The 14,402-nt window shown below is 72.9% G+C and carries 12 protein-coding genes and 1 tRNA gene; 7 read left to right on the top strand and 6 right to left on the bottom strand.

All coding sequences use genetic code 11. The annotated features are described in order from the left end of the window. Positions 1-48: 48 nt before the first annotated feature. From CS0771_RS00815 to CS0771_RS00805, 3 genes are all read right to left on the bottom strand, one after another. Positions 49-1,020: a DUF4190 domain-containing protein gene (locus tag CS0771_RS00815; protein ID WP_212839334.1), complete on the bottom strand. Its 972-nt coding sequence runs from the start codon at positions 1,018-1,020 to the stop codon at positions 49-51. A gap of 122 nt (positions 1,021-1,142) precedes the next feature. Further along, positions 1,143-1,219 (bottom strand) — tRNA-Arg (locus CS0771_RS00810). A gap of 139 nt (positions 1,220-1,358) precedes the next feature. Further along, positions 1,359-2,303, bottom strand: coding sequence for an alpha/beta hydrolase (locus tag CS0771_RS00805; RefSeq protein ID WP_212839333.1), 945 nt, complete (start codon positions 2,301-2,303; stop codon positions 1,359-1,361). Between the two features lie 165 nt (positions 2,304-2,468). Here CS0771_RS00805 and CS0771_RS00800 point away from each other — a divergent pair, with 165 nt between their 5' ends. The 4 genes from CS0771_RS00800 (at position 2,469) to CS0771_RS00785 (ending at position 6,866) form a co-directional block, all read left to right on the top strand. Beyond that, positions 2,469-3,125, top strand: coding sequence for a single-stranded DNA-binding protein (locus CS0771_RS00800; protein WP_212839332.1), 657 nt, complete (start codon positions 2,469-2,471; stop codon positions 3,123-3,125). A 198-nt stretch (positions 3,126-3,323) separates the two neighbouring features. Beyond that, on the top strand, positions 3,324-4,862 hold the full coding sequence (locus tag CS0771_RS00795) for a cobyric acid synthase (RefSeq protein ID WP_212839331.1): 1,539 nt from the start codon (positions 3,324-3,326) through the stop codon (positions 4,860-4,862). Continuing rightward, the gene (locus CS0771_RS00790) at positions 4,859-5,422 is read left to right on the top strand and encodes a uridine kinase (protein WP_244870526.1); all 564 of its coding nucleotides are present in this window, start codon (positions 4,859-4,861) and stop codon (positions 5,420-5,422) included. Before CS0771_RS00795 ends, CS0771_RS00790 begins: the two co-directional genes overlap by 4 nt. 70 nt (positions 5,423-5,492) lie before the next feature. Continuing rightward, on the top strand, positions 5,493-6,866 hold the full coding sequence (locus CS0771_RS00785) for a dipeptidase (protein ID WP_212839330.1): 1,374 nt from the start codon (positions 5,493-5,495) through the stop codon (positions 6,864-6,866). Positions 6,867-6,952: 86 nt separating this feature from the next. On the opposite strand, the gene CS0771_RS00780 is transcribed toward CS0771_RS00785, so the two are convergent. Both CS0771_RS00780 and CS0771_RS00775 read right to left on the bottom strand, forming a co-directional pair. Continuing rightward, positions 6,953-8,071 carry a hypothetical protein gene (locus CS0771_RS00780; RefSeq protein WP_244870525.1) on the bottom strand — a complete coding sequence of 373 codons (1,119 nt, stop codon included), beginning with the start codon at positions 8,069-8,071 and terminating at the stop codon, positions 6,953-6,955. A 17-nt stretch (positions 8,072-8,088) separates the two neighbouring features. Further along, a complete protein-coding gene (locus CS0771_RS00775) occupies positions 8,089-8,982 on the bottom strand; it encodes an SURF1 family protein (protein WP_244870524.1) in 894 nt (297 codons plus the stop codon). 131 nt (positions 8,983-9,113) lie between these two features. On the opposite strand from CS0771_RS00775, the gene CS0771_RS00770 reads away from it, so the two are divergent. Continuing rightward, positions 9,114-9,713: a GNAT family N-acetyltransferase gene (locus tag CS0771_RS00770; protein ID WP_244870523.1), complete on the top strand. Its 600-nt coding sequence runs from the start codon at positions 9,114-9,116 to the stop codon at positions 9,711-9,713. A gap of 53 nt (positions 9,714-9,766) precedes the next feature. Here CS0771_RS00770 and CS0771_RS00765 read toward each other — a convergent pair whose 3' ends face one another. Then, complete coding sequence (locus tag CS0771_RS00765; protein ID WP_244870522.1) at positions 9,767-11,989, bottom strand: transglycosylase domain-containing protein; 2,223 nt, start codon at positions 11,987-11,989, stop codon at positions 9,767-9,769. Positions 11,990-12,111: 122 nt separating this feature from the next. On the opposite strand from CS0771_RS00765, the gene cobT reads away from it, so the two are divergent. Continuing rightward, the gene (gene cobT / locus CS0771_RS00760; protein WP_212845533.1) at positions 12,112-13,191 is read left to right on the top strand and encodes a nicotinate-nucleotide--dimethylbenzimidazole phosphoribosyltransferase; all 1,080 of its coding nucleotides are present in this window, start codon (positions 12,112-12,114) and stop codon (positions 13,189-13,191) included. Beyond that, complete coding sequence (gene cobA / locus CS0771_RS00755) at positions 13,188-14,384, top strand: uroporphyrinogen-III C-methyltransferase (protein WP_212839328.1); 1,197 nt, start codon at positions 13,188-13,190, stop codon at positions 14,382-14,384. The genes cobT and cobA overlap by 4 nt, the downstream gene beginning before the upstream one ends. The last annotated feature ends 18 nt before the right edge of the window (positions 14,385-14,402 follow it).

Genomic DNA, 14,402 nt, shown 5'->3' with positions numbered 1-14,402 from the left:
CTTCGCGATGCGAAGCCCCCGCGGTGGGGAGCTTCGCATCGCACGCGGTCAGCCCTTGATGGAGCCGGTGCGCGGCGGATCGAAGCTCGCCACGCAGGTCACCAGGCGGTCCGACTTGAGCCGCCAGCTCTCGTCGGTCGGGTAGAGGAAGTAGGTGTCCACCGACGCGTCGTCGGCCGCCTTCGGCGCGTAGCTTTCCAGCAGCTTGCCGCAGCGCTCCTCGGCCTCCTTCTGGATCGCGTCCAGGCCGGGGTACGTGGAGCCGGTGAGCCGGAACTCGGCGTACACCTCGCCGTCGTGCGGGGTCGAGCAGGCGACCACCGGCAGCGACTCGATCTCGTCGTCGTCCTCGAGCGAGTTCAGGCAGTCGCCGATCTTCAGCGAGTGCACCGAGGTGTCGTCGCCGGCGGTCGAGTTGCTGGTCGGGCTGCCCGTGCTCGGGGTGTCGTCGAGCGCGATCGCCAGGCCCACGACGGTGCAGATGCCGGCCAGCCACAGTCCGCTGATGACCAGGCCGGCGATGGCCATGCCGCGGCCGGTCTGGTTGCGCTTCTTGATCTGGGACAGCGCCACGAGGCCGAAGATGACGCTGAGCAGGATGCCGCCCAGGATGCCGAGGACCAGCGAGGCGATGGCGAAGCCGTTGGTGCCGCCCGCGCCCGGGGCCTGCTGGTACGGCACGCCGTAGCCGGTAGGCGGGGTGCCGTAGGCGGGGGTGCCGTAGGGCGGAGAGGACTGCGGGGCACCGTAGGGCGGGGAGGACTGCGGCGTGCCGTAAGGCGGGGAGGACTGGGGGGCCTGGTACGGCGGGGTCGACTGCGGCGCGCCGTAGGGCGGGGGCGGCGGGGTCGTGCCGTACTGCGGCTGCGGCGGGACCGGGGCGTACGGGTCGGCGGGCGCGGCGTACGGGGACGCGGGCTGCGCGTACGGGTCAGCCGACGGGTAGGACGGCGTGACCGGCGGCGGTGCGAGCGGGTCCTGGTACGGCTGAGGGTTCTGGTCTGGCGAGGGGTAGGTCACCGCCGGAAGCTACCACTGACCCCCGTCGCTCCCGACAGGATTCCTGCGCCGACCACGATGTGCGCACACCGCGACGCCCGGCGGCGCGGACGCGCGGGGCGCCGTACAGCCGACTTACAGAATGGTGCGCCCGGCAGGACTCGAACCTGCGACCTGAGGATTAGAAGGCCCCTGCTCTATCCAGCTGAGCTACGAGCGCGCGACTTGAAGGCTACCGTGCGGGACCGCCGGTGTGATCGGCTACCCGGCGGAAGTTGACCACGATCCTAGGGCACCGACACGCCGCCGAACACTGACTTAAGTTCATGATCAACGGGGTGTCGGGCGGGGGCCGGGGGCTAGCGGAGGTAGGTGGTGAGCCAGCGGTCGGACTCGGTGAAGAACTGGTCGCGGGCCGGTTGGCGGGAGAGGGTGAGGTCGTGTTTGCCGCCGTCTACGCGGACCAGGGTGAGGTGGCGGCCGACGGCGGGGGCCCAGCGCACGATGTGGTCCACGTTGAGGACGGCGTCGGCGTCGTGGGCCTGCTCGGACCAGACGCGCTGGCGGTAGGAGGCGGTCGAGCAGCCGACGAAGACGGGGACCTTGAGGTCCAGGCCGCGGTGCAGGCGGCGCTGGCCGCTGCGGATGGCGTTCAGCCAGGCCACGCGGACCGGGAAGCCGATCACCGGCTTCCAGTCGACGCGGTAGTCCCACTCGCCGTCGTGGTCGCGGTGCAGGCTGCGGCCGTACAGGCCGGGCATCTTCAGCGGGATCACCCGGTAGGGGGCGCGCTGGGCGAGGGAACCGACCGCCGAGACGGCCGGGCGGCGCATGAACCAGGGGGCGTTGATGTCGAAGAACGGGCTGTTGAGCAGCAGGCCGTCGACCAGGTTCGCGTCGGCGCGGGCGTCGGCCCACAGCGCGGTGATCAGGCCGCCGGTGGAGTGGGCGGCGACCACCAGCATGTCGTGGCCCTCGTCCTCGCGGATGATGCGGGCCGCCTCGTCCAGCTCGGGGAAGTACTCCGCCATGCTGCGGGTGAAGTTCGGCGTCTGGTGCGTGAGCAGGCTGCGGCCGTACTTGCGCAGGTCCAGCGCGTAGAAGTCGTAGCCGCGGGCGACGAAGAAGTCGGCCAGGTGCGTCTGGAAGAAGTAGTCGTTGAAACCGTGCACGTAGAGCACCGCGCGCGTCGTGGTGCCGGGCGCCTTCCGGCTGACCAGGGTGGCGACGACCCGGCCCTGGTCGTCGTCGGGCAGCTCGATGACGCGCTGGGTGTACGGCTCGCCGAGGATGTCCGTCTGCACGGCGCAATGTTACCGCGAGGTAGGCATGTGCCATAACAGATCAACTTCATGATCAGGCGGTTATCCCCAAGCACGCCTCTGTCCACAGGGCGGGGCCGCAGGCGGTGGTACGCCGCGCCCGGGTGGCGCAACCTCTGCGGTGTCGGACATCGAGAGGAGAAGGCAGTGTTTGACACCCCCATAACCGTGATCGGGAACGTGCTCACCGCGCCGGAGTGGCGGCGGACGAGCCAGTCCGGGCAGCTGGTGGCGAACTTCAAGGTGGCGTCCACCGCCCGGCGGCTGGACAAGGCGAACAACCGCTGGGTGGACGGCAACAGCCTGCGGGTGCGGGTCAACTGCTGGCGGCGGCTCGCCGAGGGCGTGGCCAGCTCGATCATGGTGGGCGATCCGGTGGTCGTGGTGGGCCGCCTCTACACCCGCGACTGGATCGACGAGGAGGGCCAGCGCCGGGTGATGTACGAGGTGGAGGCGGTGGCGGTCGGGCACGACCTGTCCCGGGGCCGGGCGAAGTTCGCCCGCACCAAGCCGAGCACCGCGACCAGCGCCGTCGAGGACCCGCTGGCCGAGGCGCGGGTCGGCGGCGAAGCGACGGTGGCCGCGCCGGACATGCGCGTCGGCCCGGACCCGAACGACCCGCTGTTCGCCGAGGACGACGACGCGTCGTTCGGCGGCCCGTTCGACCTGGACGCGGTCGCCTCGCTGCGCGGCGGCGGCCTGCAGGCCGAGCTGGTCGGCGGCGAGCAGGACGCCGACGAGGACGCCGACGACGACCTCGACGACGAGGTGACGGCGCTCGACCGGGTGCCCGTCGCGGCCTAGACCCGGGGAGGGGGACGCCTCCGGCCCGTCCGTCATCCCCGTTGATGCGGGCCGGAGGGTGGTGGCACGCGGTTCGACCGCCGCGTGCCACGGGGGCGGGGCGGCCGGCGGGTGCACTGGGGAGACCGGCCGCCCCGGCTCTCCGGCACGTCACGGCGTGTCGGAGCGCACAGCACCGGCTCACCTAGGCTGAGGGACATGAGCGGGATCTTGATCGCCGGCACGACCTCGGACGCCGGCAAGAGCGTGCTGACCGCCGGGGTGTGCCGCTGGCTGCACCGGCGCGGCGTGCGGGTGGCCCCGTTCAAGGCGCAGAACATGTCGAACAACTCGGCCGTGGTGGTCGACGCCCAGGGGCGGGGCGGGGAGATCGGCCGGGCGCAGGCGCTGCAGGCAGTGGCGTGCGGGCTGGAGCCGCAGGTGCGGTTCAATCCCGTGCTGCTCAAGCCGGGCAGCGACCACACCAGCCAGGTCGTGCTGCTCGGGCAGGCGGTCGACCACATCGACGCGGCGAACTTCCGGCGGCTGAAGACCACCATGTCCGGAGCCGCCTTCACCGCGTACGACGAGCTGTCCGCCGAGTACGACGTGGTGGTGTGCGAGGGCGCGGGCAGCCCCGCCGAGATCAACCTGCGCGACCACGACTACGTGAACATGGGCCTGGCCCGGCACGGCCGGATGCCGACGATCGTGGTCGGCGACATCGACCGCGGCGGCGTGTTCGCTGCGATGTTCGGCACCGTGGCCCTGCTCGATCCCGAGGACCAGGCGCTGGTCGCGGGTTTCGTGGTGAACAAGTTCCGCGGCTCGCGAGCGCTGCTCCAGCCCGGTCTCGACATGATCGAGTCGGCCACCGGCCGGACCGTGTACGGCGTGCTGCCGTTCGATGTGGACCTGTGGCTCGACGCCGAGGACGCGCTCGCGTACGGGCGGGTGCTCGGCCGGCCCGGCCCGGCCCGGGGCAGCGAGTGGCTGCGGGTGGCCGTGGTGCGGCTGCCGCACATCTCCAACGCCACCGACGCCGAGGCGCTGGCCTGCGAGCCCGGGGTGAGCGTGCGGCTGACCGTCGAGCCGGGCGAGCTGGCCGACGCGGACCTGGTGGTGCTGCCGGGCACCAAGGCGACCGTGGACGACCTGCGCTGGTTGCGCGAGACCGGCCTCGACCAGGCGGTGCTGGCGCACGCCCGCGCGGGCAGGCCGCTGCTCGGCATCTGCGGGGGATTCCAGATGCTGGCCGAGCAGATCACCGACGAGGTGGAGAGCCGCCGCGGCGAGGTGCCCGGCCTCGGCCTGCTGCCGGTGCGGATCGCGTTCGCGGCGGACAAGACCCTGGCCCGGCCCGCCGGGCAGGCGCTCGGCGCGGACGTGCGCGGGTACGAGATCCACCACGGCCGGGTGGCGCACCGCGCGCCCGAGCTGGAAGCGCTGATCACGCTGCCCGGCGGGGAGAGCGAAGGCGCGGTCGCCGGGAACGTGTTCGGCACGCACTGGCACGGCGCGTTCGAGTCCGACGGGTTCCGGCGCCGGTTCCTGACCCACGCGGCCGCGCTCGCCGGGCGGCACGGCTTCGCGGTGGCGCCGGACACCGGCTTCGCCGCGCTGCGCGAGGCCACCGTGGACCGGCTCGGCGACCTGGTCGAGGAGCACCTGGACACCGACGCCCTGTGGCGGCTGGTGGAGAAGGGCGCCCCGCCCGGCCTGCCCTTCCTGCCGCCCGGCGCCCCGGCCCTGGCATGAGCGAGCCGGTGCGGGAGGACGTCGCGATGCTGCTCGCGGCGCCCCCCAGGCTGGGGCGCAGCAGGCTGGTGCTGATCGACGGGCCGAGCGGGGCGGGCAAGACGTTCTACGCCGGGCGGCTCGCCGAGGACCTGTCCGGCAGCGGGCTGAGCGTGGTCACCGTGCACACCGACGACCTGCTCGACGGCTGGGACGACCAGTTCACCTACTGGTCGCGGCTGGAGCGGCAGGTGCTCGCGCCGATCCGGCGCGGCGCGCCGGGCGGGTACCACCCGTACGACTGGCACCTGCGGCGGTTCGGCACCGAGTGGGTCACGGTGTGGCCCGCCGACGTGGTGATCGTCGAGGGCGTGGGCTGCGGCCGGGCCGAGGGCCGCGCGTGGGCCAGCCTGTCCGTCTATGTGTACGCCCCGGCGGCGGTGCGCCGGGCGCGCAGCATCGTGCGCGACGGGCCCGCGATGCAGCCCGCGCTGCGCGAGTGGCGCCGCCGCGAGGCGATCCACTTCGCCGCCGACGCCACCGCGATCCAGGCCGACCTGCGCGTCGACGGTTCGGCCTGAGCGGGCCGCACCCGCTGCGAACAGCCAGGTCGCCGTGCGGGTGCCCGGGCGCCGTGACAGGATCATCGTCATGACGACCCTCACTGTTGATCAGCTGCGCGCTGCGATCGAGCGCGAGCTGCCGGGGGTACGGGCCGACCTCGAGGCGCTCGTACGCATCCCCGGCATCGCCTTCGACGGCTTCGACTTCGCCCCGCTGGAGCGCTCGGCCCAGGCCGTGGCCGAACTGATGCGCGGTGTCGGGCTCGACGTGCAGGTCAGCCGGATCGGCGACGGGCACCCTGCGGTCATCGGCCGCCGCCCGGCCCCGCCCGGCGCGCCGACGGTCCTGCTCTACGCCCACCACGACGTCCAGCCCGTGGGTGACCTGAGCAAGTGGGAGTCCGAGCCGTTCGAGCCGACCGAGCGCGACGGCCGCCTCTACGGCCGCGGCGCCGCCGACGACAAGGCCGGCGTCATGGCGCACATCGCCGCGCTGCGCGCCTTCGGCTGCGGCACCGACGATGACAGGCTGCCGCTCGGCGTGGTCGTGTTCGTCGAGGGCGAGGAGGAGTTCGGCTCCGACTCGCTGCCCGGCCTGCTGGCCAAGCACTCCGAGGAGCTGGCCGCCGACGTCATCGTCATCGCCGACTCCGGCAACTGGGACATCGGCGTGCCCGCGCTCACCACCTCGCTGCGCGGCATCGTCAACAGCTTCGTCGACGTGCAGGTGCTGCAGTCCGCGGTGCACAGCGGCATGTTCGGCGGCGTCGTGCCCGACGCGCTGACCGTGCTGTGCCGCCTGCTGGCCACGCTGCACGACGAGAACGGCGACGTGGCGGTGCAGGGCCTGGTCAGCGGGCAGGCCGCGCCGCTGGACTACCCCGTGGACCGGTTCCGGGCCGAGGCGGGCGTGCTCGACGGCGTCGAGCTGGTCGGCACCGGCCGCATCGTCGACCGTATGTGGACCAAGCCGTCCCTGTCGGTGCTCGGCATCGACGCCCCCCGCACCGCCGAGGCGCCGAACGCGCTGGTCCCGTCGGCGCGCGCGAAGCTGAGCATGCGGCTGGCGCCCGGCGACGACCCGAAGTCGGCGTACCAGGCGCTGATCGCGCACCTGGAGAAGCACGTGCCGTGGGGCGCGAAGGTCGGCTTCGAGTTCGAGCACGACGGCAACCCGTGCGTCATCGACGCCACCGGCAAGTACTTCGACGCCGCCCGCGCCGCGTTCACCACCGCGTGGGACGGCACCGAGCCGGTCGAGATCGGCGTCGGCGGCTCGATCCCGTTCATCGCCACCTTCCAGGAGATGTTCCCGAACGCGTCGATCCTGGTCACCGGCGTGGAGGACCCGCACGCCAAGGCGCACGGCCCGAACGAGAGCCTGCACCTGGGCGAGTTCGCCCGGGTCTGCCTCGCCGAGGCCCTGCTTCTGCACAACGTGGCCGCCGCCGCGGCCGCCTGACCTGCCCAGACCCGCCCACCGCTCCCGCCCGTCGGCGCGGGACCGGTGGGCGGTCCTTGTTCCGTTCGGAATAAGGGGTGCCGCGTTCAGAGGGCGGCGAGGGAGCGTACGTAGTTGACCTGGGCGTGGATGTGGGCGACCACGCGCTGATCGGTGACGGGGATGCGCGCGACGTACTGGCGGTTGCCGTTGGTGATCATCACCTGCACCGTGCCGGAGTAGCGCGTCTCCTTGGCCAGCAGGAAGAACAGGCTCAGGAAGCAGAGCACGAAGAAGAGCAGCACCGCGCAGACCACCGCCCAGGTGGGGATGCGCTGGCGGCTGTGCCACTGGTCGCTCACCGCCCACTGCGAGCCCCGCAGCGGGATGTCGCCGGTCGGCGTGTGGATCGTGGTCGAGGTGACCCGCACCTCGCCGAGCTGCACCAGCACCGCCCCCGGGGCGGCGGCGGGCTGCGCCGGTGGGGCGGGCTGCACCCGTGGCGTCGGCGCCGGGGTCTGCGGCATCTGCAGGCGCGGCGGCGCAGGCTGCGTCACCGGCGCGGGCTGCCGCGCGACCGGCGGCGGAACCGCGGCCACGGGCGGAGCGGACACGACCGGCGGGACCGGGGCGGACGCCACCGGCGGCGCGGAGGCGACAGGCGGCACGGGAGCCGAGGCCACCGGCGGGGGGTATGCGATCGGCGCAACGGGTGCCGAGGACACGCGCGGCGCCGGCGCGACAGGCGGCACCGGGGCGGAGGCCACGGACCGGCCGACGGGCGGAGCCGAGGCCACGGGCGGCGCCGAGACAACAGGCGGGGCCGGAGTCACCGGTGGGGCCGAGGCAACGGGCGGGGCCGAGGCAACGGGCGGGGCCGAGGCAACGGGCGGGGCCGAGGCAACGGGCGGGGTGTACGGCACCGTGGGCGAGGGGTCGACGGCGACCGTCGGCTCGGAGGCGATCGGCGGGGTCGCCTGCGAGGCCGGGGGAGTCGAGGTGACCGGAGGTGCGGCCAGGTAGACGACCGGCGCCGTGGGCATCGCGTCGGCGGCCGGGGCGATGCGCTGCGTCGGCTCCGCGGGCGGGACGGGCAGCTTGGCCTGGGCCTTGTCGGGCGCTTCGGCGCGGGCGCGAGCGCCGAAGGCGGCCAGTGGCTCCGTCGGCAGGGGCAGGGTCGGCGGCAGGTCGCGGTGGTCGGGCTGGTCGGGCTGCTCGTCGGTCACACCCGGCACGATATCGGCTACGCGCCTGCGGGGCTCCCGGCAGGCGCGGTCGGCTTCCGGTCGGCCGAGTCGTCCAGCCCGGATGGATCGCCAGGCGCCGGCGCCGCGTCCGCGCCGGAGTCGTCGGCGTCCAGGTCGGGTGCGGCTCCCGCCGCCTGCTCCGCGGCTTCCTGGCGCAGGTCACGGCGGGCGAGGTAGCCCACACCCACCAGCGCGCCGACCGCGAAGATCCACCACTGGACGGCGTACCCGAGGTTGAGCCAGTCGTTCTCGTGGTCGACCTGGATGGCGGTGAGGCCCTGCGCGCCGGGGGTGTCCTGGTCGGCGAGCACGTACGCACCGAGCACCGGATAGGGCAGCCGCTCGGCGATGGCGGGCACGCCGACGCGGCGGGTCTCCCAGCGGCCGTTGCGCTGGTCGACGGCGCCCGCGCCGGACTCGGTCAGGTGCACCCGGCCGACCACGGTGACGGTGCCGGCGGGTGCGGCGGGGTAGTCGGGGGCGACGGTGATGCCGTCGGGGTGGGGCGGCACCCAGCCGCGGTCGACCAGCAGCGCCGAGCCGTCGGCCAGCAGCAGCGGGGTGAGCACCTCGTAGCCGACCTGGCCGTCGACGGTGCGGTTGCGGATCAGGATCTCCTGGGCGGTGTCGTACCGGCCGGTCGCGGTGACCCGGGTCCAGGCGCGGTCCTCGCCGGGACCGGGCGCCGCACCGCGCCCGGACGGGGCGGCGGCCAGCACGTCGCCGACGGGCACCGGGCTCACCACGGTGCTGGCGTCGATGCGGTCGTTGATCGCGCTGCGCAGCTCGTAGCGGCCCCACTGCCAGCGGCCCAGCAGCACCATCACGAAGGAGGCGAGCAGGGCGAGGGCGAAGACGGTGAGCCAGCGTCGGGTCAGGAGGGCGCGCACCCGGGCAGTCTACCCAGGCCCTGAGCTGTGAGTTCTATCACGGACGAGCGGTGGAACGGTCACTCGGGCGTCCGGACGACCCAGCGGGTATGGTGCAGCTTCGGACAGCGCCGTCACGTCTGGAGTCCCGTATGTCTGGCAATCCCATTCCCGGCATGGCCGGACTGGGCAACCTCGCCGTACGCCGCTTTCCGACGCTCACCGTGCAGACGCCGCGGCTGGACGTGCGCCCGCTGACGGCGGCCGACGCCGATCCGGTGACCGAGATCTTCGCGGACAAGCAGACGCAGCGCTGGCTGCCGTTCCCGAAGGAGTTCGGGCAGATCGACGGGCGCTCGTGGTGCACCGAGATGGCCGGGGAGCGCCGCGACAGCGGCATGGGCGACCACTACGGCATCGTGCGGCGCGAGGACCAGCGGCTGGTGGGCTGCCTGTGGACCAAGCGGACCGACTGGGTGGGCCGGGTCACCGAGATCTCGTACGCCGTCTCGGCGGACGCGCGCGGGCTGGGCATCGCGCCGGAGGCGGTGGACGTGCTGACCCTGGCCCTGGTGCTGGAGCACGGTTTCCAGCGCATCGAGCTGCGGGTCGCGCCGGGCAACACGGCCTCGCGCCGGGTGGCCGAGAAGGCGGGCTTCACCTACGAGGGCCTGCTGCGCAACGCGGGCTACGTGCACAGCGGCCGGGTGGACCTGGAGGTCTGGTCGATAGTCGCGGCCGATCTGCGCTGACCGCACAGGAAAGGGGCCCCGCCGCGCGGCGGGGCCCCTTCCGGTGAGCCGTCTCAGTTCTTCTTCTTCTTCTTCATCTTGGGCAGGTTGGCCGGCTTCTTGCCGAGGATCTTGTCCGACGGCGGGGTGAACTTCTGGATGTCCTCGCCCTCGAGCGCGTCCTTCAGCGTGTACGCGACCGTCTCGATCGGCTTCCAGGAGTTGCCGTCGCCGGTGGCATGGAACGGGTTGTCCGGGTCGGCCATGAAGGACGCCGCGGCCAGCTCCTTGGTGAAACCGACGAACCAGGCGGCGCGGGTGTCGTCGGTGGTGCCGGTCTTGCCCGCCACCGGCCGGTCGACCATGCCGTACACGCCGGGCGCGGTGGACCAGCCGCCGCACGAGCCCTTCGCGGCGCCGTAGCCGGTGACGCAGCGCATCGCGTCGGTGGCGGCGCGGGCCACGTCCTTGGAGACCTCCTGCCGGCAGCGCGGCGTCGCGACGGGCACCTGCCGGCCCTTGACGTCCATCATCGCCGGGGTGCCGTCCGGCTTCATGATCCCGGTGACCGGCAGCGCCTCGCAGTACTTGCCGTCGGCGGCCATGGTGGCGTACGCGTTGGCCATCTCCAGCGGGGTGGTGTCGGCGACGCCGAGGGTGAACGAGCCCCAGGTCTTCGACTTGCCCGGCGACGCCTGCAGCTTGTCGATGTCGGTGCGCCACTTCAGGCCGAGCCGCTCGGCCATCTTGACCGCCTTGTCCGCGCCGACCTTCTGCTCCAGCTGGACGAAGTAGGTGTTGACCGACTTGCCGAAGCCGGACCACATGGCGTGGTTGCCGGTCATCGAGCCGCTGGCGTTGCTCGGGCACCAGTGGCCGCCGCCGCAGGAGCCGCGCTCGCCCCAGCCGGCGAAGTACTGCGACTTGTAGCGGTTCGGGGCGTAGAACCAGGTGTTCATCTTCAGGCCCGCGTCGAGCGCGGCGACCATGGTGAACAGCTTGAACGTCGAGCCGGCCTGGTAGCCGGGCAGGTTGCCGCCGCCGAGCAGCGGGTTCACCGTGTTCGGGTAGTTCCCCTTGATCTTGCCGTAGCGCTTCGGGTCGCTGTGCGCACCGTTGTTCGACTGGTCCAGCGAGTAGACCCGGTTCACCGCCATCGCCTTGACCAGGCCGGTGCCGGGCTGCACCACGACCTCGCCGAGGGCGTACGCGCTGCCGATGGGCTGCCGCTTGGTCACGTGCTCCATCGCGATGTCCTGGATCTTCGGGTCCAGCGACGTGGTGATCCGGTAGCCGCCGCGGCGCAGGTTGTCCTCGCGCTCGCCCGGGTTGGCGCCGAACGCCGGCTGCGACAGCCACCAGCTCTTGAACATGTCGCAGAAGTAGCCCCAGCTGTTGTTCTTCTTCGACACCGCGATGCAGTCGTTCGGCGGCTCGGTGATCTTCAGCTTGATCGGCTCCGCCTTGGTGGCCGCGGCGATCGCGGGGGTGATGTAGCCGAGCTCCGCCATCCGGTCGATGACGTAGTTGCGCCGCTGCTTGGCCGCGCTCTGGTCGCTGCCCGCCGGGTCGTACGCGCTGGGCGCCTTGACCAGGCCCGCCAGCATCGCCGACTCGGCCAGGGTGAGGTCCTTGGGCAGCTTCGAGAAGAAGATCTGCGCCGCGGCGAACACGCCGTACGCGCGGTGGCCGAAGTAGGCCACGTTCAGGTAGCGCTCCAGGATCTCGGTCTTGGACAGGTCCTTCTCGACCTTCATGGCGAGCCGGGCCTCACGGATCTTGCGGATGGGGGTCTGCTCGGTCGCCGCCATCACCTCGGCCGGGGTCGTCGCGCCGTCGCGCAGCGCCATGCGCACGTACTGCATGGTCAGCGTCGACGCGCCCTGGGACACCTCACCCGCGGTGTGGTTGGCCACGAAGGCGCGCGCGATGCCCTTGGCGTCCACGCCGTTGTGCTCGTAGAAGCGCCCGTCCTCGCTGGCCACGATCGCCTTGGTGATGTTCTCCGAGATGTCGGCGATCGGCGCGTACTTGCGGTGCTCCTCGTAGAAGTTGGTGATCAGCGTCTTGCCGTCGGCGGCGTACACGTAGCTGGTCTGCGCGGGCGGCAGGCTCTTGAGCTCCGCGGGCAGCGATTCGTAGAAGTCGGCGCCGGCCTTCAGCCCGAGACCGCCCACGGCGGCCAGCGGGTACGTGACCGCGGCTACGACGACGCCGGCGAGCAGGCCTGAGCGGAGGATCGGCGCGAGACGTCCGGTAGCAGAAATTGCACCTTTTAGGCGGCTAAGCGGCTTCACCCTACAAAGGTAGGACAAAGTACGTAGACGATGGATTCAAAGCAGTAAACGACGCGACGTTTTCTGCCCCCGAGTCGGCATCACGACACTGAACGTGATGAGGTGGGGGCGTGACGAGTGAGCTGTTGGGACTAACGATCGGAGCGGTCCGGCCGCTCGACGCCGCCGCCATGGCCCAGACCAGGGAGCTGCAGGCCCGTCTCACCAAGCCGGCGGGCTCGCTCGGCGAGCTGGAGGAGCTGTCGGTGCGCCTGTCCGGGCTGGCCGCCCTGTCGCCGCCGCCGCTGCTGGAGCCCGCCCACCTCGCGATCTTCGCGGGTGACCACGGCGTGCACGCCCAGGGTGTCACCCCGTGGCCGCAGGAGGTCACCGCGCAGATGGTGGCCAACTTCCTGGCCGGCGGCGCGGCCGTGAACGCGCTGGCCCGCCAGACCGGGGTGGCGGTGACCGTGGTCGACGTCGGCGTCGCCGCCGACGTGCCCCGCGCCGACGGCCTGGTCTCGGCCAAGGTCCGGGCCGGCACGCGGGACATGACCGTCGAGCCCGCGATGACCCGGCCCGAGGCCCTGGCCGCCCTGGAGGTCGGCATCGCCACCGCGAACGCCCTGGTCGACGGCGGAGCGCGGGTGCTGCTCACGGGCGACATGGGCATCGCCAACACCACCGCGTCCGCCGCGCTCATCTCCGCCTTCACCGGCCGCGACCCCGGCGTCGTCACCGGCTACGGCACCGGCATCGACGCGCCCACCCACCGGCGCAAGGTCGAGGTCATCGAGCGCGCGCTGGCGCTGCACGGCCCGACCTGGGGCGGCGACCCGCACACCGACCCCGTCGCGGTGCTCGCCGCGGTCGGCGGTCTGGAGCACGCCGCGCTCGCCGGTTTCATCCTCGGCGCCGCCTCCCGCCGCGTCCCGGTCATCCTCGACGGCGTGATCGCGGCGGCCGCCGCGCTGACCGCCGCCGCGCTCGCGCCCAGCAGCCGGGACGCCATGATCGCCGGACACGAGTCGGTCGAGCCGGGCGCTAGCGTGGCGCTGTCGCAGCTCGAACTGAACCCGCTGCTGAGCCTGGGCCTGCGCCTGGGCGAGGGCACCGGCGCGGTGCTGGCCTACCCGGTCGTCGCCGGCTCGGTGCGGGTGCTGCACGAGATGGCGACGTTCGACGGTGCAGGCGTCTCCTCCAAGGATGAGCACATACAGTGAGTGATCTATATCCGCTGGCACTGCGGCTGGACGGACGGCCGGTGCTGGTCGTCGGCGGCGGCGCGGTGGCCACCCGGCGCGTGCCCGCGCTGCTGGCCGCCGGTGCCGCCGTACGGCTGGTCTCGCCCGAGCTGACCCCCGCGCTGCGCGGGCTGGCCGACGCGGGCCGGCTCGCCTGGATCGAGCGCCAGTTCGCGGAGACCGACCTGGACGGCGTCTGGCTGGTCCAGGTCGCCGTGGACGACCCCGAGGCGGCGGCGGCGGTCTCGGCCGCCGCGGAGCGGCGGAAGATCTTCTGCGTACGCGCCGACGACCGGCACGCGGCCAGCGCCTGGACCCCGGCGGTGGCCCGGCACGGCGCGGTCACCGTCGCCGTGCTCGCGGGAGGCGAGCCCCGCCGCGCGGTCGCCGTCCGCGACCGGATCGCGAGCCTGCTCGCCACCGACGAGGCCACCGTGCCCGACTCGGTCAAGGGCACCGTGGCGCTGGTGGGCGGCGGTCCCGGCGACCCCGAGCTGATCACGGTCAAGGGCCGGCGCCTGCTCGCGGCCGCCGACGTGGTCGTCGCCGACCGGCTCGCCCCCGGCCTGCTGCTCGACGAGCTGCGTGCGGACGTGGAGCTGGTCGACGTGGCGAAGCTGCCGTACGGCCCCGCCGCGCAGCAGGAGGAGATCAACCGCATCCTGGTGGAGCGGGCCAAGGCCGGGCTGTTCGTGGTCCGGCTCAAGGGCGGCGACTCCTACGTCTTCGGCCGGGGCGGCGAGGAGGTGCTGGCCTGTGCCGAGGCGGGTGTGCCGGTCACCGTGGTGCCGGGCGTGACGAGCGCCATCTCGGTGCCCGCGGCGGCCGGGGTGCCGGTCACCCACCGCCGGGTCGCGCACGAGTTCACCGTGCTCAGCGGGCACATCGGGCCCGAGCACCCGGACTCGCTGGTGGACTGGGCGGCGCTGGCCCGGATGCGGGGCACGCTGGTCATCCTGATGGGGTTGAAGAACCTGCCCGCGATCACGGCGGCGCTGCTGGCCCACGGCCGCGACGGCGCGACCCCCGCCGCGATCATCCAGGAGGGCACCACCTCCCAGCAGCGCTCCGTCCACGGCACCCTCGCCGAGCTGCCCGCCATGGCGAAGTCCTTCGACCCGCCGGCCATCGTGGTGATCGGGTCCGTGGTGGACGTGCTGCCGCGGCTCTGAGTCTCGCCGGCGGTGGGC

The organism is Catellatospora sp. IY07-71 (assembly GCF_018326265.1).
Lineage (GTDB): Bacteria > Actinomycetota > Actinomycetes > Mycobacteriales > Micromonosporaceae > Catellatospora.
This window is presented reverse-complemented; position numbering and strand designations above follow the sequence as displayed.